General features: G+C 42.9%; 18 protein-coding genes. 10 read left to right on the top strand and 8 right to left on the bottom strand.

Going from position 1 to position 21,788, the window contains the following annotated elements; translation table 11 throughout:
* Positions 1-22: 22 nt before the first annotated feature.
* The 4 genes from AC0L46_RS08550 (at position 23) to AC0L46_RS08535 (ending at position 6,028) form a co-directional block, all read left to right on the top strand.
* A complete protein-coding gene (locus AC0L46_RS08550) occupies positions 23-982 on the top strand; it encodes an NADPH:quinone reductase (RefSeq protein ID WP_473502937.1) in 960 nt (319 codons plus the stop codon).
* A 136-nt stretch (positions 983-1,118) separates the two neighbouring features.
* Positions 1,119-1,892 carry an AraC family transcriptional regulator gene (locus tag AC0L46_RS08545; protein WP_473502936.1) on the top strand — a complete coding sequence of 258 codons (774 nt, stop codon included), beginning with the start codon at positions 1,119-1,121 and terminating at the stop codon, positions 1,890-1,892.
* Between the two features lie 303 nt (positions 1,893-2,195).
* Positions 2,196-5,318 (top strand): bifunctional proline dehydrogenase/L-glutamate gamma-semialdehyde dehydrogenase PutA, encoded by a 3,123-nt coding sequence (putA, locus tag AC0L46_RS08540; protein ID WP_473502934.1) that lies wholly within the window; start codon positions 2,196-2,198, stop codon positions 5,316-5,318.
* Positions 5,319-5,332: 14 nt separating this feature from the next.
* Positions 5,333-6,028 (top strand): 1-pyrroline-5-carboxylate dehydrogenase, encoded by a 696-nt coding sequence (locus tag AC0L46_RS08535; RefSeq protein ID WP_473502932.1) that lies wholly within the window; start codon positions 5,333-5,335, stop codon positions 6,026-6,028.
* A gap of 109 nt (positions 6,029-6,137) precedes the next feature.
* Here AC0L46_RS08535 and AC0L46_RS08530 read toward each other — a convergent pair whose 3' ends face one another.
* The 4 genes from AC0L46_RS08530 to AC0L46_RS08515 form a co-directional block, all read right to left on the bottom strand.
* The gene (locus AC0L46_RS08530) at positions 6,138-7,247 is read right to left on the bottom strand and encodes a TRAP transporter substrate-binding protein (RefSeq protein WP_473502930.1); all 1,110 of its coding nucleotides are present in this window, start codon (positions 7,245-7,247) and stop codon (positions 6,138-6,140) included.
* A 275-nt stretch (positions 7,248-7,522) separates the two neighbouring features.
* On the bottom strand, positions 7,523-8,632 hold the full coding sequence (locus AC0L46_RS08525; protein WP_473502928.1) for a TRAP transporter substrate-binding protein: 1,110 nt from the start codon (positions 8,630-8,632) through the stop codon (positions 7,523-7,525).
* Between the two features lie 97 nt (positions 8,633-8,729).
* Positions 8,730-9,842 (bottom strand): TRAP transporter substrate-binding protein, encoded by a 1,113-nt coding sequence (locus AC0L46_RS08520; protein WP_414681615.1) that lies wholly within the window; start codon positions 9,840-9,842, stop codon positions 8,730-8,732.
* Positions 9,843-10,124: 282 nt separating this feature from the next.
* Positions 10,125-11,198, bottom strand: coding sequence for a Gfo/Idh/MocA family oxidoreductase (locus tag AC0L46_RS08515; protein ID WP_473502926.1), 1,074 nt, complete (start codon positions 11,196-11,198; stop codon positions 10,125-10,127).
* Between the two features lie 132 nt (positions 11,199-11,330).
* Between AC0L46_RS08515 and AC0L46_RS08510 the strand changes: the two genes are divergently transcribed.
* Positions 11,331-11,600, top strand: a complete 270-nt coding sequence (locus AC0L46_RS08510; RefSeq protein WP_473502924.1) for a CopG family ribbon-helix-helix protein — start codon at positions 11,331-11,333, stop codon at positions 11,598-11,600.
* Complete coding sequence (locus AC0L46_RS08505; protein WP_473502922.1) at positions 11,600-11,887, top strand: type II toxin-antitoxin system RelE/ParE family toxin; 288 nt, start codon at positions 11,600-11,602, stop codon at positions 11,885-11,887. Before AC0L46_RS08510 ends, AC0L46_RS08505 begins: the two co-directional genes overlap by 1 nt.
* Positions 11,888-11,895: 8 nt before the next feature.
* On the opposite strand, the gene AC0L46_RS08500 is transcribed toward AC0L46_RS08505, so the two are convergent.
* Positions 11,896-12,174, bottom strand: coding sequence for a hypothetical protein (locus AC0L46_RS08500; protein WP_473502920.1), 279 nt, complete (start codon positions 12,172-12,174; stop codon positions 11,896-11,898).
* A 361-nt stretch (positions 12,175-12,535) separates the two neighbouring features.
* Positions 12,536-14,749, bottom strand: coding sequence for a DNA helicase II (gene uvrD / locus AC0L46_RS08495; protein WP_414681613.1), 2,214 nt, complete (start codon positions 14,747-14,749; stop codon positions 12,536-12,538).
* A 186-nt stretch (positions 14,750-14,935) separates the two neighbouring features.
* Between uvrD and AC0L46_RS08490 the strand changes: the two genes are divergently transcribed.
* From AC0L46_RS08490 to AC0L46_RS08480, 3 genes are all read left to right on the top strand, one after another.
* Positions 14,936-15,130, top strand: a complete 195-nt coding sequence (locus AC0L46_RS08490; protein WP_414681612.1) for a PA3496 family putative envelope integrity protein — start codon at positions 14,936-14,938, stop codon at positions 15,128-15,130.
* Between the two features lie 241 nt (positions 15,131-15,371).
* Positions 15,372-16,568, top strand: a complete 1,197-nt coding sequence (locus tag AC0L46_RS08485) for an amino acid aminotransferase (protein WP_414681611.1) — start codon at positions 15,372-15,374, stop codon at positions 16,566-16,568.
* A 147-nt stretch (positions 16,569-16,715) separates the two neighbouring features.
* On the top strand, positions 16,716-17,342 hold the full coding sequence (locus AC0L46_RS08480) for a DsbA family protein (protein WP_473502917.1): 627 nt from the start codon (positions 16,716-16,718) through the stop codon (positions 17,340-17,342).
* A 33-nt stretch (positions 17,343-17,375) separates the two neighbouring features.
* On the opposite strand, the gene AC0L46_RS08475 is transcribed toward AC0L46_RS08480, so the two are convergent.
* Positions 17,376-18,200, bottom strand: coding sequence for a phosphatase PAP2 family protein (locus AC0L46_RS08475; RefSeq protein WP_473502915.1), 825 nt, complete (start codon positions 18,198-18,200; stop codon positions 17,376-17,378).
* A gap of 215 nt (positions 18,201-18,415) precedes the next feature.
* Between AC0L46_RS08475 and eptA the strand changes: the two genes are divergently transcribed.
* Positions 18,416-20,047, top strand: a complete 1,632-nt coding sequence (eptA, locus tag AC0L46_RS08470) for a phosphoethanolamine--lipid A transferase EptA (protein ID WP_473502913.1) — start codon at positions 18,416-18,418, stop codon at positions 20,045-20,047.
* Between the two features lie 24 nt (positions 20,048-20,071).
* Here the strand turns inward: eptA and AC0L46_RS08465 are convergent, their stop codons facing one another.
* Positions 20,072-21,655 carry an aminotransferase class I/II-fold pyridoxal phosphate-dependent enzyme gene (locus AC0L46_RS08465; RefSeq protein ID WP_473502911.1) on the bottom strand — a complete coding sequence of 528 codons (1,584 nt, stop codon included), beginning with the start codon at positions 21,653-21,655 and terminating at the stop codon, positions 20,072-20,074.
* Positions 21,656-21,788 lie beyond the last annotated feature (133 nt).

Below are 21,788 nucleotides of genomic sequence, written 5' to 3'. Positions count from 1 at the left end.
TATCTACAGTGAGGATTAGAATATGAAAGCAATGCAAATAAATGCCTATGGCCCAGCGAGTGATTTGTCATTAGTCGACGCCAAAACGCCAAGTATTAATGCTGATCAAATTCTTGTTCAAGTCGGCGCAGCCGGCGTGAACCCTGTCGATACTTATATTCGTTCCGGCACCAATAACTATTCCACAACCTTTCCCCATACTCCGGGTTTAGACGGAGCGGGAACCGTTGTGGAGCTTGGCTCTCAAGTCACTGGGTTTGAAGTGGGTCAACGAGTGTATTTTAGCCGCAACCTGTCTGGCTCCTCTGCCGAGTTTGCTGTTTGCGCAACGACTCACACTTATCCCTTAGCTGACGCCTTATCGTTTGAAGAAGGCGCTTGCTTAGGCATTCCTTACACCACAGCTCACCGAGCTTTGTTTGGTCGAGCGAATGCCAAAACTGGTGACAAAGTTCTGGTTCATGGCGCAACAGGCGCGGTTGGTATTGCAACGGTTCAATTGGCGTTATCAGCGGGCATGGACGTGGTCGCCAGTGCAGGAACGCCAGCAGGAGCAGATCTTCTGCGTGCACAAGGCGTAAGCACAGTGATTATGCATAATGGTGACAACCACCTCGAAGCTTTTCAGTCACTGGAAACAGGCTTTGATGTGATTATCGAAATGCTCGCGAATCACAACTTAGATCAAGACTTAAAAGCCTTAACGACTGGCGGTTGCGTCGCTGTCGTTGGCAATCGTGGCACAGTAGAAATTAACCCTCGTGATTTAATGGCACGAGACGCTTCTGTTGTTGGTGTTGCTCTTGCGAACATCAAACCAGCTGAATTGTCTTTGATCGCCAAAGCCTTGCGACCTCTTTTTGAAAAAGGCGTGCTTAAACCTGTGATTCGTCATTGCTACGACTTAACAGAACTGGCACAAGCCCATGAAGATGTTTTGAAATCTGGCGCTTTAGGCAACCTTGTGGTTCGTGTCGGCTAATACAATATTAGTGACGACAAATACTAAGTACTAACAAAGTAAACACGATGCTTTCACCTGAAACGTCGTGTTTATTTTTATCGCTAATGTTATAACGCGCTATACTTTTTTATTTACTCTGTACAAAAGGTCTATTTTGACTCAGCTTGATTCTGACGTTATCAGCTTACCTAGCGAAGCCCATGCCCATGATCACGATTACCACCAGCTAGTGGTTGTGCTTGATGGCAATACAGACTTCGATATTCAAGGTAAAGGTAAGCAACTCCATACTGGTGAAGGCTGCATTCTGCCTTCAGCAAACAGTCATGCCTTCGCAGGACTAGGAGACAATCAGATCATGGTGGTTAATTTGCCGATTCCGCCACAAAAAAGCATCACAGATGAAGAATATGAAGTGGTTTCGCGCTTATTTGATCAAGCGGCTTATTTTCAACTTAACCCTCGTTTACAAATATTGGCGTCCGCTTTGTCTGGCGAATTACAGCAATACCCGAACGACTCAATGCTTGCTCGCGCCTGCGGTAACACCTTACTCAGTGCGATCCGCCATCAAATGAACAATAAAGACGTGCGCACTCGTGGCAATCAATTGGATATCGATAAGCTAGACCAGTTTATCGAACTTAACCTTTCCCGCCGTGTGCATATTGATCAGCTCGCCAACTTCTGTTTCTTGAGTGTGAGCCAATTCCATGAGCGTTTTAAAGATAAAACAGGCATGACGCCGCACCAGTATTTGATGCGAAAGCGCTTAGAACGGGCTCAAGATTTACTTCGAGATGGTTTCCCTCCCATCCAAGTGGCAGAAATGTGCGGCTTCTCAAGCCAGAGCGCCATGACCAATGTTTTCTCCCAAACACTAAACATCACACCGCTCAAATACCAAAAGCAATTTGGCAATCGTTAGTCTTTTGCAATATCACTGAAACGCCCTATTTATAGGCATTCCCCTCTTTTTTATCTATTTTGTGCACAACAACAAAACACGCCCGATTTTATTCTTCTCAAGCCGGACTTTCTTATAAAAAAAGACGATTTTTTCGAAAGACAGCGAATCCCCTCTGTCACTAAAGTGTCAGCATTATCCATATACGCATTACGCCACTTTGATTGATCAATAAGTGGCCAAAAAAATGCTTAATGCTCTATAACAATATGCGACCTTGGTAAAAAGCAACTGTGCTTTTTATGCAGCTCGGGAGACCCAATCATGTTTAAAGCGATTGATGTGTTACAGCCAGAATTCATTCAAAAACCACTCAATGAATTATGGACGCTCATTTCCCCTCTTTACAAAGCGGATGAAGAAAGCTGGTTAAAGGAACTTTTGCCTTTAGCAAAACCAACAGAGCAAGAACTCGCCAACCACACTAATGCGGCGTCTCAGTTAATCGCTGAAGTGCGAAAAGACGACGACAGCATGTCGATGATCGACGCACTTTTGTTGGAATACAGCCTAGACACCAAAGAAGGCATTTTATTAATGTGCCTTGCAGAAGCCTTAATGCGTGTTCCAGACAAAGAAACGGCCGATGCTTTTATCAAGGATCGCTTAAGCGTGGCCGACTGGGCTTCTCACGCGAAAAATTCAGACTCTTTCTTCGTTAATGCCTCAACATGGGGATTATTGTTAACGGGCAAAATTGTCACCATGGATGAAAACAAAGACGGCACACCAGCTAACCTTGTTAATCGCATGGTAAACCGCGTTTCTGAGCCTGTCATTCGCAAAGCGATGAACCAAGCAATGAAAATTATGGGGCATCAATTCGTCCTTGGTCGCGACATCAAAGAAGCCTTGTCTCGTGGTAAAGGCTACCGAGACAAAGGTTACACCTACTCTTTTGACATGTTGGGTGAAGCGGCTCTAACAGCCGCAGACGCTGACAAATATCTGCGTTCGTACGAGCAAGCCGTTGAATCTGTCGGTAAAGACACTTATTCAAAAGGTTACCGCCCAACGATTTCAATTAAGCTGTCGGCACTTCACCCACGTTATGAAGTTGGTTGTGAAGAACGCGTCATGACAGAGCTTTTCGAAAGTGTAAAAGGCTTAATCACTAAAGCTCGCGCATTGAATGTTGGTATTACCATAGATGCAGAAGAAGCAGACCGCCTAGAACTTTCCTTAAACCTCTTTGAAAAGCTATACCGCGACGAAGCCTCTCGCGGATGGGGATTATTCGGTTTGGTTGTTCAGGCTTATTCTAAGCGCGCTCTGCCTGTTTTGGCTTGGCTTGCCGCCTTAGCGAGAGAGCAAGGTGATCGCATTCCTGTTCGTCTTGTAAAAGGCGCTTATTGGGATTCTGAAATCAAGCTTTGCCAGCAACGCGGCATCAATGGTTATCCTGTTTATACTCGCAAAGAAGCGACCGACGTTTCTTATCTTGCCTGCGCCAACTTCCTTTTAAGTGAACACACTCGCGCGAATATTTTCCCGCAGTTTGCCAGCCATAACGCCCACACGATTGCGACAATACATTGTTTAGCGAATCAGCTTGGCGCAACCTCAGAAGAGTTTGAGTTCCAGCGTTTACACGGTATGGGGGATGCACTTTATAACCATTTAATCAAAGAGAACGACATCTGTGTCCGTATTTACGCTCCAGTCGGTAGCCATAAAGACTTGCTTCCTTACTTGGTTCGTCGCCTTCTTGAAAACGGCGCTAACAGCTCGTTTGTTCATCGCTTGATTGATGCCAGTTATCCGATTGCTGACTTGGTCGATCACCCAGTCACCACGTTGGAAAACCGTAAATCATTGGCAAACCCACACATCAATTTGCCTGCGAACTTGTTTGATGATCGTAAAAACTCATTCGGCCCAAACATCGAAATAGACTCTGAGTGGACGCCATTCAAAGTCAAGATAAAGGCTTTCATGGCGCAAGACACGCAATGGCGCGCCTTCCCTATTGTTGGTGGCGAAAAAGTCGAAACGGGGCATTCACACTCTATTGTTAGTCCTTACGATCACAGCCAAGCAACTGGCCAAATTGATTGGGCAGACACAGCAACCGTTACTAAAGCCATCGATCTTGCTGAAGCAGCGTTTCCTGCTTGGTCAGCGCGTCCTGCAACAGAACGTGCGGATTGCTTGGAACGCGCAGCAGATTTGATGGAAGAAAACTACGCTGAACTGATGGCGCTTTGTCATCGTGAAGCAGGCAAAACCATTCAAGACAGCATTGACGAAGTACGAGAAGCCGTAGACTTCTGCCGTTACTACGCTCAACAAGCACGAAGCCACTTCGCAACACCAACAACCTATACAGATTTCTTAGGAAACCAAAAACAGGCACAGTTAAAAGGTCGCGGTGTTTTCAGCTGTATCAGTCCTTGGAACTTCCCACTGGCCATCTTCATGGGTCAAGTCGTTGCTGCGCTTGTCGTAGGTAACACTGTCGTTGCGAAACCCGCTGAACAAACCAGTTTAATTGCCTTTCGTGCCATTGAGTTGCTTCATCAAGCAGGCATTCCAACCGATGTGCTTCATCTTCTTCCGGGGGATGGCACAACAGTCGGTGCACCCTTAACCAGTGATAAACGCATCGCAGGTTTAGCCTTTACTGGTTCAACCGGAACAGCACAATTGATCAACCGCACATTAGCTGCACGTGGTGTCGCCCCAGTTCCTGTGATTGCTGAAACAGGCGGCCAAAACGCTATGTTGGTTGACTCAACTTCTTTGCCTGAACAAGTTGTGCGTGATGCCGTTCGCTCTGCCTTTGCCTCTGCTGGTCAGCGCTGTTCCGCTTTGCGTGTTTTGTTTGTCCAAGCCGACATTGCTGATCGTGTGATTCCGATGATTAAAGGCGCAATGCAAGAACAGACAGTAGGCTTACCTTACTTACACAGCACAGACGTGGGCCCAGTGATCGATAAAAAAGCGCAAAAAATGCTGCTTGATCATATTAAACACATGAAGGCTGAGGGTAAGTTAATCGCGCAAGCGGCTTTACCTGAATTCGCGGATAAAGGCACTTATGTTGCGCCAACGGCGTTTGAAATTGGCAGCATTGACCAGTTAACCGATGAGAAATTCGGCCCGATTCTGCATGTGATTCGCTACAAGGCTCGCGATCTAAACAAGATCATCGACACGATTAACAACTCAGGTTTTGGTTTGACGCTTGGCGTTCATAGCCGTAACGAAACCACTTGTGCCAACATCGCCAGCCGAGCACGCGTTGGTAACCTCTACATCAACCGTGACCAAGTCGGCGCTGTTGTTGGGGTGCAACCCTTTGGTGGCCAAGGTTTGTCAGGCACAGGACCAAAAGCAGGCGGCCCACATTACTTACAACGCTTCGCCATTGAGCAAGATCTTTAAGGGGAGACAACATTATGACAATCGTACAACCTATCCAAATTCAGGTCGCTCAAAATGTCTTCGAAGCATGGGACAAACTTGGCGTCACTGGTCGTGCTGAAAAGCTAGAAAAAGCCCTTGCTGCTTTTTCTGACAATCAAGGCAAAATGGCACAATGGCAAATCGACAACGCAAAGCGAGAAATTGCTGAAACTCGTGTGATGCCAGGGCCAACAGGCGAACGTAACGAACTTTCTTGCCAAGGCCGAGGGCCGTTTCTGTGTGTTTCTCTCAATAACGATTCAACAGACAAGGAAACAGAGACCGTAGGTTTAGTTGGTCAGGTTTTTACGGCGCTGATTGCTGGCAACCCAGTAATTACTGTCGGACAAACTGGTCAAGATATCATGGACAAAATCACGCCATATGTTGCAGAAGGTGTGATCCAAAATATTGCGGATTCAGCTTTAGATTCATTGATTGAAGCAAATCACCTTGCCGGTATTGCCGCCTTGTGTGATGAGGCTCAAGCACAGCAGCTAAACCAACGACTTGCAGCAAAAGGCGGCTTAATCTGTCAATTGATCGAAGAAACCGACAGCGAGAGCCTAAGCGCCATTGCAAAGCCTCATTACTTATTGAGATTTGTGACGGAACGCACCATCTCTAACAACACCACAGCCATCGGCGGAAACGCCACGCTACTCGAACTCGGCAGCATGGATGATTAAAAATACGCGATAACAACGCCTATTTTTTATTAAAACGCTCGACACAAAAAAGCCCCTTGGATCTCTCTTAAGAGCGATTCAAGGGGCTTTTTTCGTTCGTAGTGATTACTTACTCAACTTCGCGTCCGTTGATATAAGCTCGCTCAGAGACTTCGTGCCATGCTCTTACTTTGCCGCCAAAGTCTTTAAATGAGTCGTAGACTTTTTTGCTTAATGCATCCGCCGCTGCTACTTCTTCTAGTGTCTCTTCCGACGCTTTTTTCAGTGCAGACATAACGTCGCTAGGGAAAGGTTTCAAAACAACATTGTGCTCATTCACCAATGTTTCCAGCGCCGCGTTATTCAGAGCAGTAAACTCATCTAGCATTTCCGCGTTTGATTGACGCACTGCAGAACGCACGATCATTTGTAGATCTTTTGGTAGCGCTTCAAAGGCTCCTTTGTTGAATATGGCTTCCATTGTGGAGCCTGGCTCATGCCAACCTGGGTAGTAGTAGAACTTCGCTGCCTTGTACAAACCAAATGCGAGGTCATTGTATGGGCCAACCCATTCTGTCGCATCAATCGCGCCCGTTTGCAATGAAGTAAAGATTTCACCACCAGGCAAGTTGATTGGCGTTCCGCCGACTTTCTTCAACACTTCTCCGCCAAGGCCAGGAATACGCATTTTTAAGCCTTGGAAGTCTTCTAAGGAATTGATTTCTTTGTTGAACCAACCGCCCATTTGCACGCCAGTATTACCTGCCGCCATCGGAATCAAGTTAAATGGTTCGTAGATTTCTTCCCACAGTTTTAAACCGCCACCGTGATGAATCCAAGAGTTGATTTCTTGCGCTGTGAAGCCGAAAGGAACGGCGGTGAAAAATTGTGCTGCTGGCGCTTTACCTTTCCAATAGTAAGCTGCGCCATGACCCATTTCCGCTGTGCCGCGAGAAACTGCATCGAACACTTCAAGAGGTGGAACCAACTCGCCTGCCGCATAGACTTTGATGTTTAAACGCCCATTCGACATATCATTAATATTTTGCGCTAGGTTCTCTGCGCCTGTCCCTAAACCAGGGAAGTTTTTTGGCCAAGTAGTCACCATTTTCCAATTAATGACTTCTGTTTTTTGCTCTGCTTTTGCGGTTTCTTCTTTCTCAGAACCTCCGCATGCAGCCAAAGTGACAGCAGCTAGGCCAACAAGTGTTAACTTGCTCCACGTTTTTGTTATTTTCATTTTTTATCCCTCAAGAGACCAACTAAAATTATTTTTATAATGCTTAGCCTTTTTCTAAGATCCTGAAATAAGGATATAAAAAGGCTCTTTGATCACACTTTATGCACTAAGCAAGACCGATAGTATGAATTGCTGAACCTCCTCTCAAGGTCTTTTTGGTTTTTTCTGTCTTTTATTCTGACTTTTAAGACAAAAAAGCCCCAACATCTGGAATGTTGGGGCTTTAGAGAAGATTAATAACTCATTTTCACATGAGCATTAATGCTTAATATAACTTAGTCGTTTGAACGAGCATTAATAAACGCACGCTCAGATACATCATGCCATGCATCTACAGAGCCTAAGAAGCTCTTAAGTGAGTTATACACTTTCTTGCTTTCTGGATCATTCGCGGCCGTTTCTTGTAACGTTTCATCAGACGCTTTTTTCAATGCGTCCAATAAGTCAGCAGGGAATGGTTTAAGTATCACATTATGATCATTGATTAACGTTTGTAATGCTGCATTGTTACGAGCAGTGAATTCATTAAGCATGTCTAAATTTGCTTGCTGAACTGCAGAACGAACAATGGCTTTTAGGTCATTTGGCAGAGCATTAAAAGCGTCTTTATTGAAAATCGCTTCTACTGCTGAACCTGGCTCATGCCAGCCAGGGTAATAATAGTATTTCGCTGCTTTGTACAAACCAAATGCTAAATCATTGTAAGGGCCAACCCACTCAGTTGCATCAATAGTGCCTGTCTGTAACGCAGTAAATATTTCACTCACCGGCAAGTTAACTGGTGTTGCGCCTACTTTTTTAAGCACTTCTCCACCTAACCCAGGCATACGCATTTTCAAACCTTTGAAGTCTTCTAATGAGTTAATTTCTTTATTAAACCACCCGCCCATTTGCACGCCAGCACTGCCTGCCAACATAGGAATAACATTAAAAGGCGCGTATATTTCTTCCCATAGCTCTAAACCACCGCCGTAAGATATCCAAGCGTTCATCTCTTGAGGGTTTAAACCAAAAGGGATTGTCGTGAAAAATTGTGAAGCAAATACCTTACCTTTCCAGTAATAAGATGCGCCATGCCCCATTTCAGCCGTACCACGAGAAACAGCATCAAAGACTTCTAACGCTGGTACTAACTCGCCTGCCGCATACACCTTAATATCTAACCTTCCGTTAGACATTTCTTTGATGTTTTTTACCAAGCTCTCCGCACCAGTACCAACACCCGGTGCATTTTTTGGCCAAGTAGTCACCATTTTCCAATGAATGACTTCTGCTTTTTGCTCTGCCTGTGCTGTTACTTTTTCTTCCGCTTCACCACACGCAATTAATACGGTACTGATTAGACTGACTAAGCCAACTTTTACCCAAACAAGGTACTTATTCATATTATTTTATCCCTTAAAAGAGAATTACTGGATTTCCAGAACCATAAAATAAGCCCCACTAAACTAGCAGGGCTTAAGATAACAATTGTCACAATAATTAATCGTTAGCTCGTGCATTAATGAATGCGCGCTCAGAGATGTTGTGCCATTTACTAACCGACCCTAAAAAGCTTTCAAAAGAGTCATAAACTTTTTGGCTCATTGGGTCTGCGCTAGCGGTTTCCTCAAGCACTTCTTTCGACGCGACTTTTAATGCCGCTAAAAGGTCATCAGGAAGTCTTTTCAACTGTACGTGATGTTCATTAAGCAATGTTTCCAAAGCAGCATCATTACGTGCTGTGAATTCACTTAGCATAGAAAGATTAGCTTGCTGGGTAGCTGTACGAACAATCTCTTGCAAGTCTTCTGGTAACGTCGCCATTGCATCGTTATTAACTAAAAGCTCAACCGCTGAACCAGATTCCTGCCAACCAGGGTAGTAGTAGTATTTCGCAGCGCGATATAAACCAAAGGCTAAGTCGTTATAAGGACCAACCCACTCAGTTGCATCAAGCGTACCTGTTTGCAGCGCGGTAAATATTTCGCTGCCTGGTAAATTAACCGCTATTGCACCAACACGATTTAGAACTTCGCCGCCGATGCCTGGCATGCGCATTTTTAGACCTTGAAAATCATCTAAAGAGTTGATTTCTTTATTAAACCAACCTGCCATTTGTGGCCCTGTGTTACCGGCTGCCAAAGGAGTAATGTTAAACGGAGCGTATACTTCTTCCCATAGTTCAATACCGCCACCGTATTCCAACCAAGCATTAAACTCTTGCGCTGTCATACCGTAAGGCACAGAAGAGAAAAACTGTGCTGCTGGTACCTTACCTTTCCAATAATATGCTGTGCTATGCCCCAATTCGGCCGTACCACGAGAGACAGCATCAAAAACTTCTAATGCAGGAACAAGCTCACCAGCAGAATAAACTTTAATTTTTAAGCGACCACCAGATAACTTAGATATATTCTGTGCGAGAGATTCTGCACTCGTACCAAGCCCAGGAAAGTTCTTCGGCCAAGACGTGACCATTTTCCATTCATAAGTTTCAACTTTATCTGTCGCTGAAGCTTGTTCTTCGTTTTTTTCTGATTCGCCACAAGCGACCAAAAACAAAGCCAACAAACTGGCCGTCGCCAATTTGCCTAATACCATTAAATTACGCATTTTTTTCCCTCAGGAAGCCAGTTACTAAATATGAATCTGTTTATGGCATGTAAAAATGCCTTGATATAGTCAGCCAAAGACAGAGTCTAATCCTACCTTTCGCTATATTTTTATTATGGAATCAAACAGACAATAACCCTTAGACGATCCCCTTTAGATGCATAAAACAAAAAAGGGGCGAGAGATAATAAGAAGTGCAGGAATTTTGCTCAACCCTTTTCCATGAAAAAAGTCCTTATTTTATGAATAATTCTCTTTTTCATGGAAATAGAAGGAAAATGGCTAAATACTAGCGACATAATTCCAAGATAATCGCTGTCCGCTTTTTGCAGACGCTTCTGCTAAACACAATCCATAAACCAATTCACAAGCATCCTTCATCGGCACAGGCGCTTCTTTTTTATAAAGAATAGCGTCACGAAGCTGGCCATAAAATGCGGCGTAACTGCCTTGCGTCGGATCTTCTTCAACCTTCTCAATCTGATTTGAAGCTTGTGCCACAAATCGCTGATTAGATTGCTCAGAAGCTTTGGAAGGAAACTCTCTTTCCCAAGGCATTTGCCCTGCTCGCAATGCGTCTTCTTGCGGATCTAAACCAACACATTGCCAACTGCCTTTGGTAAATCGAGCATTAAATCGGCGCATATCACCCGCTTCAAATGAACTGTGGCCAAGGCGTACGCGTTTATCGCCATAACCCAATTCCATTTCAAACGTATCAGCCGTTTTACCGCCTTCTCGCAATATGTCGATACTGGCTTGAATCCAGTCTGGAGTTCCTAACAAACACAAAGCCTGATCCAACAAATGCGGCCCTAAATCCCAAAAAATCCCAGCACCAACGCCAGGTTCTTCGCGCCATCTCACTTGAGGAACAGGTCGAAAACGGTCAAAGCGAGACTCTAGCTGTTTCAACTCACCTAACCCGCCACCAGCAATTAATGCCTGCAAACGCTGGAAATCACCATCAAAGCGACGGTTTTGATACACACAAAATACCAAGCCTTTTTGCTTAGCTAGGATACAAAGTGCTTCTATCTCTTCAACACTGGTTACAGATGGTTTTTCTAATAAAACATGCTTTCCATGCTCAAGCGCTTGTTTTGCCTGATCAAAATGCAGCTTATTCGGCGTCGTAATCACCACCAAATCCACATCATCGGCTTGAAAGACCGCTTCCGCAGACGGCGACACAACCGCATCCGGTACACTCCAATCAAATAAAGTCGCCTTCACTTCGTCCGGCTTAGAGCTGCAAACATACGCCAGCTCCATCTCAGCATCATTCAACACAAAAGGCGCGTGAAAAATACGCCCAGACAAACCAAAGCCAATCAAACCTACTCGAATAGCCACACCTTACTCCTTTGTTTTTATTTTTTAGATTGGTGAACAGTTTAACGCCTAGAAATATAATTTGCCGTAAATGATAAAAGGAAATATCTTATAGTGTATTACAATGTATTTTTTTGTATTCGAGGTCAAATCATGAGTGTTACAACGGTACGACTACAAGCAGAAACAGAGCAGCATTTAGAAGCACTGGCAAATAAGCTACAGCGCAGCAAAGGCTGGTTAATTAACCAAGCATTAAATGAATATATAGAAAAACAACAACTTGAAGAAGATCGCTGGAAGCAAACACTAGAAGCGATGGAATCCGCAACACAAGGAAAGGTTGTCGCAAGTAACGAAGTTCATGAATGGCTAAACGGCTGGGGAACAGAAAAAGAGCAAGATGCTCCTAAGGTAAAATAATGAAACTGGTTTACACGGAAGAAGCCATTACCGACTTAAAACGACTAAGAGAGTTTATTGCTCTTCATAACCCTATCGCTGCAAAAAAAGTGGCTAAAGAACTCGTAGAGAAAATATCTCTACTTCCTGAATTCCCTCACATTGGCCAACCAGTACCACAAGCACCTTTACCAGACTCAATTAGAGACATGATATTTGGGAGCTATATTATCCGTTACTCCATACATAGAAATACCATCATCGTTCTACGCCTCTGGCATGGACGTGAAAGTGAAAGTGAAAGGTAATAATAAGGCTATACCTCAAAATACTTTAATGCTTTATCTGCTATTTGTTTTTGAGAAAGTATCGTATTTTCTGTATGTTCTATTTCAGCTTGATGGTCATCATAATCCCATTGATGCCAACTATCTTTAGCTTCATCGTATGCATCTTGACTCTCTAATAAATAGTCGTCAAATATCTTTCTAGTGTTTTGGTCTAAATACAATCGAAGTTTAAACCCTTGTAAATGAAGCTCTTTAATTAAGCATGTAATTTCCTTGTCTACTTCAGATAAACTTAAACCAGACATTGAAAATTTTTCTGAATATTCGCCCTTTAGATAATGGTCTGAAATAAAGCTAATTCGGGAAAGTGTTTCAAAAAATAGCTCCCTCGCCCACAACTCTTTTTCCCAGCGCCACTCTCTACGCTTTAATCTAAAAGGAAAAAATGAATTTGTTAGCCAAGCACCAATAACAACACCTAAGAAAGGAAGGCCCTAAAAAAGGAATTAAATATGTAGAAGTAATGTGTATTACATTATCTAGATTCATAATTTTTTCTTCTAACCACCTAAAAAGAAACCGAGTAAGGAATTTATGCCGACGCGTTGAGCTTGCGAAACAGGCGCAAATAAATCCTTACTCGGTCTTACTTAACCTAATAAGACCCTAAATCACTTCCAATTTAGCGAAGGACAAAACTAACCATTTGGTGCCTTCGTCATCAAAGTTCACTTGTACACGAGCTTGTGGGCCTTGGCCTTCGTAGTTCACCACCAAGCCTTCACCAAACACAGGATGACTTACTCGATCGCCCATGTTCACTGTGACTTCTGGGGCTTTATAGCTGTTCAAGACATTGCTGTTTTGCAGTTTGTTTTTTTCAAACTGATAGTCTGGGCGTTGCATAGAAACAGGTCGGCTCACTTGCGAACGTAAGCGTACTTCTTCCAAGCATTCCGGTGGAATCTCTTTGATGAATCGAGAAGGACTGTTAAAGGATTCGCTACCAAATAAGCGACGAGACTCCGCATACGTAATGTAGAGTTTTTCCATGGCGCGAGTGATGCCCACATAGCAAAGGCGACGTTCTTCTTCGAGTCTGCCCGGTTCTTCAAACGACATTTTGCTTGGGAAGAGGTTTTCTTCTACGCCAGTTAAGAACACCAACGGAAACTCCAAACCTTTGGCCGAGTGAAGCGTCATCAATTGCACTGCATCTTGGTATTCATCTGCTTGCGCATCGCCAGCGTCTAATACCGCTTTATCAAGGAAAGCCATTAACGGTGAACTGAATTCTTCGTCTTCATCGTTCCAGCTGAATCCACCTGCGGCGCCGACAAGTTCTTTCAAGTTTTCGATTCGAGCTTCGCCTTTTTCGCCCTTTTCTTTCTCATGGAAAGGAATCAAACCAGCTTCTTCAATGATTTGTTCAAAGATGTCATTCAGGTTCAAATCCGGCTGCTGGACAGTCGTACTCAAACCTTCAATAAGATGTAAGAAGGACTTAATCGCATTAGTGGCTCTTGCTGGCATAAGCGACTGTCGAACCACTTCTTGAGCGGCATCCCACATAGAACAGCCATTATCACGAGCAATTTCCCGTAGCGTCCCAATGCTGCGCTCGCCAATACCACGAGGCGGTACATTGACGACTCGCTCCATCGCGCCATCGTCGTTAGGATCAAGCGCCAAACGTGCATAAGCTAAGGCATTTTTGATTTCTAAACGGTCGTAGAATCTGTGTCCACCATAAATTCGATAAGCAATCTGTTCCCTAACAAGGCATTCTTCTATCACTCGTGACTGAGCATTCGAGCGATATAGAACCGCCATGTCCGACAAAGATGTGCCCTTGTCTCGCCATTGTTTGATGATGCCAAGAATAAAGCGCGCTTCGTCTTGCTCATTGAACCCTGCATATAGGGAAATCGGATCGCCTTCTCCGCTGTCAGTCCAAAGCTCTTTCCCAAGGCGGTCATCGTTGTTTTTGATCAAGCCGTTGGCCGCATTCAAAATATGACCAGTAGAGCGGTAATTTTGCTCCAATCGAATGGTGCCAACGTCTTTAAAGTCTTTCGTGAAACTCTGGATGTTTTCTATCTTCGCGCCACGCCAGCCATAAATAGATTGGTCGTCATCGCCCACAGCGGTAATCGTACCTTGATCGCCTACCATAATGCGCAACCAAGCGTATTGGATGGTATTGGTATCTTGAAACTCGTCCACCAGCACATGGCGGAAACGATCTTGATAATGGCGCAATAATGCAGGAGTACTTAGCATGAGCTCATGAGCACGCAGTAGCAGCTCACCAAAGTCTAATAAGCCACCACGTTCACAGGCTTCTTCGTAGTGGTAATAGAGTTCACGCATGCCTTTGGTAAAAGGGTCATGGCTGTCTGGTACGTGAGCTGCTCGGCGACCTTCGTCTTTCTGAGCATTGATAAACCAAGACACTTGTTTAGGCGGCCAGCGCGTATCATCGATTTGTAGCTCTCGCATGATTCGTTTTATCAAACGAAGTTGGTCATCGCTGTCCATGATCTGAAAATTTTCTTTCAATCCAGCATCGCGCCAATGTGCGCGTAACAAGCGATGAGCCAAGCCGTGGAAAGTCCCGACCCACATACCTTGCGGCGGAACACCAACCAATTCTTCAATACGACCCTGCATTTCACGGGCCGCTTTATTGGTAAAGGTTACGGCCATCAGACTGTAAGGTGATAATTCATAAGCGTGCATTAGCCATGCAATTCTATGTACTAATACTCGAGTTTTTCCTGACCCAGCGCCCGCCAACACAAGGCTATTTTGCAACGGTGCCGCGACAGCCTCTCGTTGCTTGTCATTCAGTGAGTCTAGGATAAAAGAAACGTCCATTACATTCCGCCATGATTAATTAATTTTTTTGTCATAAAAAACGCGTAAAAAGAGATTGATTTTTGATCGATTTCCGTTTTTTATTAAGTAGAAAATGAGTTGTCTGTCTATTTTGACTTTTTTCCACTGCTGATAACAGTGATCTATGCGTTTCATCTGTTATTACAAAGCTAAAAGGGTATTACGATGAGCAATTATTCTGAAACTTTAACCGAAGTAAAAACTGATATCATGCATGCGTCTATTAGCTTAGACAATGAAATGAAAGAGAATAACCAAAAAGAAGACGCTGCGCGTATGTTAAAGGCGCGACGAGCCATTGAACAGCATTTAGAGCTAAAGCGTCTGCAAGACAACACTTCAAACGGTTGGGATGAGTAAAGCTCTACTCTCTTAAAACCAAACAAGCACATTCTTCTGCCTAACGACTACGCTTAGGCAGCGTGTGTTTTTCACTAAAAAAATCACACCTTTTGTAAAAAACGTGTTTAGTCGTAATAATATCCTTCTTCTGTCTTTCAATTTATAGCGGTCAATGGCGTCTTAGAGTAACATTAGCCCTGATTTTTATATCTTCTAATTCCTAATAAAAACAGACAATAACCCTCTTGGGGGAGTTACCATGTTTGAACATATCCAAGCGGCTCCTGCAGACCCTATTCTTGGTCTAAATGACGCTTATAAAAATGACACTAACCCTAATAAAATTAACTTGGGCGTTGGTGTTTACAAAGATGAGCAAGGCAATACACCCATTCTAAAAGCGGTAAAACAAGCGGAAGAACGTTTGTTAACCAAAGAAAAAACCAAAAGTTACCTCAGCATCGAGGGTGCACCTGATTACCGTTCTGCGGTGCAGACACTTTTATTTGGCAGCGACCACAAAATCATTGCCAAGCAACTCGCTCAGACTGCCCATACTCCTGGCGGTACTGGTGCTTTACGTGTTGCAGCCGAATTCATTAAAAAGCATTTACCAGAAGCCACGATTTGGGTCAGTAACCCAACTTGGGCAAACCACCAATCCGTCTTTCAATCTGTTGGCTTAGAAGTCGGCAGCTACGCTTATTACAACGCTGACGCTAAGTCTTTGGACTTTGAAACATTGCTTGCAAGCTTGTCTCAAATCCCAGAAGGCGATGTTGTGCTATTCCATGGTTGCTGCCACAACCCAACAGGTATCGATCCAACACCTGAGCAGTGGTATCAATTAGCGAAACTTTGCAGTAAGCAAGGCTTCTTACCTTTGTTCGACTTTGCTTATCAAGGTTTTGGACAAGGTTTAACGGAAGACGCTCAAGGTCTACGTACTTTCTTAGAGCACGTTCCTGAAATGCTAATTGCCAGCTCGTTTTCCAAGAACTTTGGCCTTTATAATGAACGTGTTGGTGCATTGACGATTGTTTGTGACACAGCCGAGCAAGCGGAAACCGCTTTCACTCAAGTAAAACGCTGTATTCGCACTAACTATTCAAACCCACCTTCCCACGGCTCAGCTGTCGTTGCTGAAATACTTAACGATGCAGACCTTTATGCTTTATGGGAAAGTGAGTTGAAAGACATGCGTGTTCGCATTCATGAAATGCGTAGCTTGTTTGTTAATACATTGAGAGCCAAAGGCGTTAACCAAGACTTCTCCTTTATTTCTCAACAGCAAGGCATGTTCTCTTTCTCTGGATTAACCCCAGATCAAGTGGCTCAACTTCGCCAAGATTACGGTATTTATATCGTAGGCTCAGGACGAATAAGTGTTGCTGGTATGACCCACGAGAATATGGAACCACTTTGTGATGCCATTGCAGCAATCTTGAAAAACTAAGCTTAAATAGTCTTTCTAAAACGGCTAATGAATGACTTCATTGGCCGTTTTTTTATGCCTATTGCACTCAGGCGTATTGTTTTACCACTAAATAGGCTGTTACCTTATGGATCACTTTTTTGTCGATATTGAGAATTGGAGCCATAAATGACGGCCACATTAATTTACTGTTACGACCCAATGTGCAGCTGGTGCTGGGGATTCAGTCCAACTTGGACGAAGCTACAAAAATCCTTACAAGGTTTAATCGACTCAGGTCAATTAACAATACAACCGCTATTAGGTGGCTTGGCGATTGATTCTGACCTTCCAATGCCAGAAGACATGAAATACAAGCTAGAAAGCACTTGGAAAAACATCCAAATGACACTGGGGACAGAGTTTAACTTCGACTTCTGGCGCACAGCTTCTCCTCGTCGTTCTACTTACCCTGCTTGTCGAGCTTGCTACGTAGCAAGAGACACAGGCTTAGAGGAAGAAATGTACCATGCCATTCAAAAAGCCTATTACCTTGAAGCGAAAAACCCTTCAGACATAGACACTTTAACGGAATGCGCAGAGCACATAGGACTTAAAGCAGACAGCTTCCAGAAAGCCATGTCACACGTTAAAAATGAAAAACTTCTTGAAGAAGAGATCGAACAAGCAAGACACCTTGGCTTAAACTCTTTCCCTTCATTAGCTCTGCTGATTGGAGATAGACTTATGCCTATCCCGTTGGATTACAAAAACCACACCAGCATGTTAGAAACAATAAAAAAGGCGCTTTCATAGCGCCTTTATTATATCCATTGAAATTTGTAAAAGTTATCTAACCAAAACATAACTTCTTATCAACCGCAGCAATGCAGCAGTCGCGACAATATACAATAAAGGCAAGGCTAACTCGTAGTCATTACCTTCAACAAAAACAACAATACAAGAAATCACAAATAAACTTAATGTAAACAGATGTACATAGGCACACACACCAGCCTTCCATTTACTTGTGATAATCATCCCTGCCACACCAATTACAATCCCTAAAGCACCACCAACTAAAACATCCATAGGCCAATGAACACCTAGTAATATTCGACTCAAAGCGACCATGACAGCAAGAACAATAAAAGATGTTTTCAAATACCAGTTTTTGGCATAACAAAAACAAATTGTTGCTAACAAGAATGCTGTCAAACTATGACCAGAAGGAAAGCTTCGCGTCTTATAAGCCTTACCAATTAGATTAAAAGTTTCTGGGTCAAGTACTGCTGGCGGGCGAGGCATAGAAAAATAATCTTTCAACAAATTAACAATAATAGCACCCAACAAACTAGTGAATAGTACAGTCCAATGAAACTGAATATTTCGGCAGGAAAACAGTAAAATTAAGGTTAACAGAAATATTCCATCGCCAAATATCGTCACATTTTCTAATAGAACATCAGGAACATACGGAGAAAGGCTATTAATGGTCATGAAAGCAAACTGATAACCACTTCTAATGTAACCAAAGATAGCAACTGCAGCTAAAAGAGCGGCAGTAACAAGTAAGGCCTGAACACTTGGTTGACAAATAGTGATTTCAGTCGCTTTTGCTTTGTTTATTAAAGATCTATAATTTGTAGACACTTTTATCAGGTGGGAATGCATATATGAAAGTCCTGCTTCTAATACAATGTGTATGTTGATTTAGTCGTTGAAAATGTGTATATAAATTGCATTTATATACACATTCTATACATATGAAGCAAAAAATAAACAATATATACATAAAAAATATAAAAAAAGGAACTGTTATATTTTTTATGTATTAACATGCGTTAACAATAGACGCAGTATTAAGGTTAATAGGGATAAACTCTCCAATGAAAAAAAATCCATCTTTCTTCGCTAAACTAATGATGAGTTTTTGCTCTATTTTTAGATATTTTTCTCAGACTAAATTCAGCACATCGACTTTTGTTGTCTTCGCTATATCGCTTAATACAGCGCTATATAACTGGCCTTTACTCTCATTCATGCTAGACAACCTTGATATTGGTTCTTGGAATGGTGTCCAAACAATTATTACTGTGTTTGCCATCGTTTACTTAGTGACTGCTCTGGTATTTTATAGCTTATTCATTCTATCTAGGCGTCTAGGGAAAGCAATTTGTATAACATTAGTTTTAGCTAACTCTTTTGCGGTTTATTTTGTGATGACTTATAACGTCATTCTAGATAAATCTATGATAGGCAATATTCTCAATACGCAAGTTTCTGAGGCAGAGCAATTTCTTAGCCTCAAAATGTTTATTTATTTTGTCCTGTTAGGCTTACTTCCTGCTTACTTCATTGCTCGATCTTCCATTACAAAAACGCACCGCTTACGCTTATTTATTCACCTGATTATAACGGTAGTAGTAACCTTTTCATGGGCTTGGGTGTCAGCAAACAATTGGCTTTGGATAGATAAACACGCGAAGCAGTTAGGCGGTATGATTATGCCTTGGTCATATGTAGGCAATGTCATTCGTTTTCATAATGAGCAATCCAAACAGAATATTGTACAAACACTATTACCTGATGCGAATTTCAATTCAAACGAAAAAACAGTAGTTGTGTTAGTTATTGGAGAATCAGCAAGAGCAGAGAATTTCTCACTTTATGGCTATAAAAAACAAACAAACCCACTACTCTCAGCTTCTGATGTAATTACACTGAAAAATGCGACATCTTGTTCCAGTTACACCACGGCATCAGTGAAGTGTATTTTGTCACACGTTGACCCTAGTGGTCCTTTTTCTGAAAATTTTGAACCATTACCTAGCTATTTACAAAGACAAGGAGTTGACGTCATTTGGCGTACTAAAAACTGGGGAGAGGCACCAATCAAGGTTTCTAGTTACTTGAAGTCTGGTAATTTAAAAGCGGAATGTAAAGGCGTTGAATGCGAATACGATGGTGTTTTATTAACAAATTTAACAGAACAAATCGAAGCATCAGAGAAACAAAAAGTCTTTGTTGTGTTGCATCAAACTGGCAGTCATGGCCCTTCTTATTATAGTAAGTACCCAAGTGAGTTCGAGGTATTTAAACCTGTTTGCCGTTCCGTTGAGCTCAATAATTGTACTCAAGAGGAACTTGTAAACGCTTACGACAACACTATTTTATATAATGACCACTTTCTACATCAGTTAAGGCTGTCACTAGAGACGCTAGAGAACACTTCAAGCGCTTATCTGTATGTGTCTGATCATGGAGAATCTCTAGGTGAAGGTGGCATATACCTACATGGTACTCCTTACTCTATCGCTCCAGAGCAGCAACTAAAAGTACCTTTCCTTGTTTGGATGTCACAAACCTTTATTGATCAGAATCATATTTCTGTAGATAAGCTTAAGGAACGAGAAGAAAGTACCCAAGCAAATGTATTTCACAGTGTTATGGGGGCATTCGATATGGAAAGTGAGATTTATAATAAACAATTAGATATGTTTGACGCGGCAACAAAATAAGACTCTATATGAAACAGAATAGAATTAACCAAAGTCATGATTGATGAGGTCAAGCATGGGATTATAAAGCGGATCTGTGCTGGCATTGCGTGATTTCTTATCACTGTCTTCTGCTGCTGGTTTGTCAGAAGGTTCGTTCTCTACACTTTCTTCTGTCGCTTTGGCTTCAGGCGACACTTCTTCAGACTCAATTTTCTCAGGCACAATTTTTTCAGAATCGAGCTCTTCAACTGTGGTTTCTTCTACTGCTAAGTCTTCCTTCTCATGCTGATTAATTGCCAAATGCTCTGACAAAGCGTTTGCCAATGGTTCGACATCATCCAATGTCACATTCACGGCTAACCAATGATTCGCGTCTGGTTCATGACTTACTAATGCACCAGGAACAATGGCATGCCTAAAAGTCGCTAATAATGAAGTTAAGCTGCTGACATCTAAAGGCTCAGATAAATGCATCCAAAGTGACATGCCACCTTTGCTTGTCGCAAAGCTAATATGCTCACCAAGACGAGCTTCTAAATGTGCTTTTACACGCTCAGAGTTTGCCCAAACGTCTCTTGCTCGGCGTGTTAATGAGCGCTTACTATTGGGCTGCAAAGCCTCACTTAATGCGGTTTGTTGAGCGTCGCTAAGCGCCATATCCGCACCAAGAAATGCACCTTCTAACAAAGCCTGATATCGACCCGGTAAACACCAACTAGCAGAACGACCAAAGCCTTTTGATTCAACGCCTCCGATATAAACAATGTGATCCGATTGATCTAAAGACTTATAAGTCAAAATCGGGCCCGCACGGTAGGCTAGATGCGAACACAAATCCCATTCGATCACAGGCAATTTTGTTTCTTCGATTATGGCAAGCCAGCGGCGTAAGCTTAAGTTACTTATTAGCTGTCCAGCCGGAAAAGAAAACTGACCTGGCAACACAATCAAGCTAATGGATTCGTCTCGTAAACAACGAATAGCCAAATCCAAATCCACGCCTCGATCACCTGCGCTTATTGTAATAACTTGCCTTCCAAGACTCTGCAATGTGGTTGTCAGTCTCGGATCACAAGGCTCCAATACAAGCACTGTGTCGTCTCGCTTGGTTAAGCTTTGAACGCTCTGCGTAAAAACCGCTAACGGAGAATGACCCAACCAAAGTTGCGAGGCATGAGCCTTGATACCCAATCCTTTCAAATACTCGCTCACAGACTCGCGAGCCGTTAATTGCCCTTTGCCCAATACAGGTAAATGAAGATCATCTTGACGAGTAACAGGGTTCAAAAAGGCATCGCTTTGATCAACTAATGCGCCACGATGAGTAAGGCAAGACCAAGCGGGTTTTACGCCTTCGCTGGAGAGCTTTTGAAGAGTTTCACCTGCTAGCAATAAAGCAGGTTTAGTGTCGCTTCGATGACAAACAAAATAGCCAGATTTAGGGCGAGACTCAATCCAGCCATCTTTCGTTAAAAGCTCATAGCCATGTATAACGGTGTTTAAGCTCAAGCCCAACTCTTTTGATAAGACTCGTAGAGATGGCATACGATCGCCGGGCACAATGGATTCTTGTGACATCTGATCTAAAAACCAATCTACGACACCCTTATATAAAAAATCTGCCACTGCTTTGTACCTTTTCTGGTTTGTCATCTAGTATCTGTTATCAATCATTATATCTGTATGAAAAAAACGCAAGTAAAAGGCCAATATTTCCCGATTTTGATGGAAGTTAATATACAATTCCTGCGTTTTACTA

It is taken from the genome of Marinomonas sp. 15G6-16, from assembly GCF_055809555.1.
Note: the sequence above shows the minus strand (reverse complement) of the source record. Positions and strands in the feature narration are given on the sequence as shown.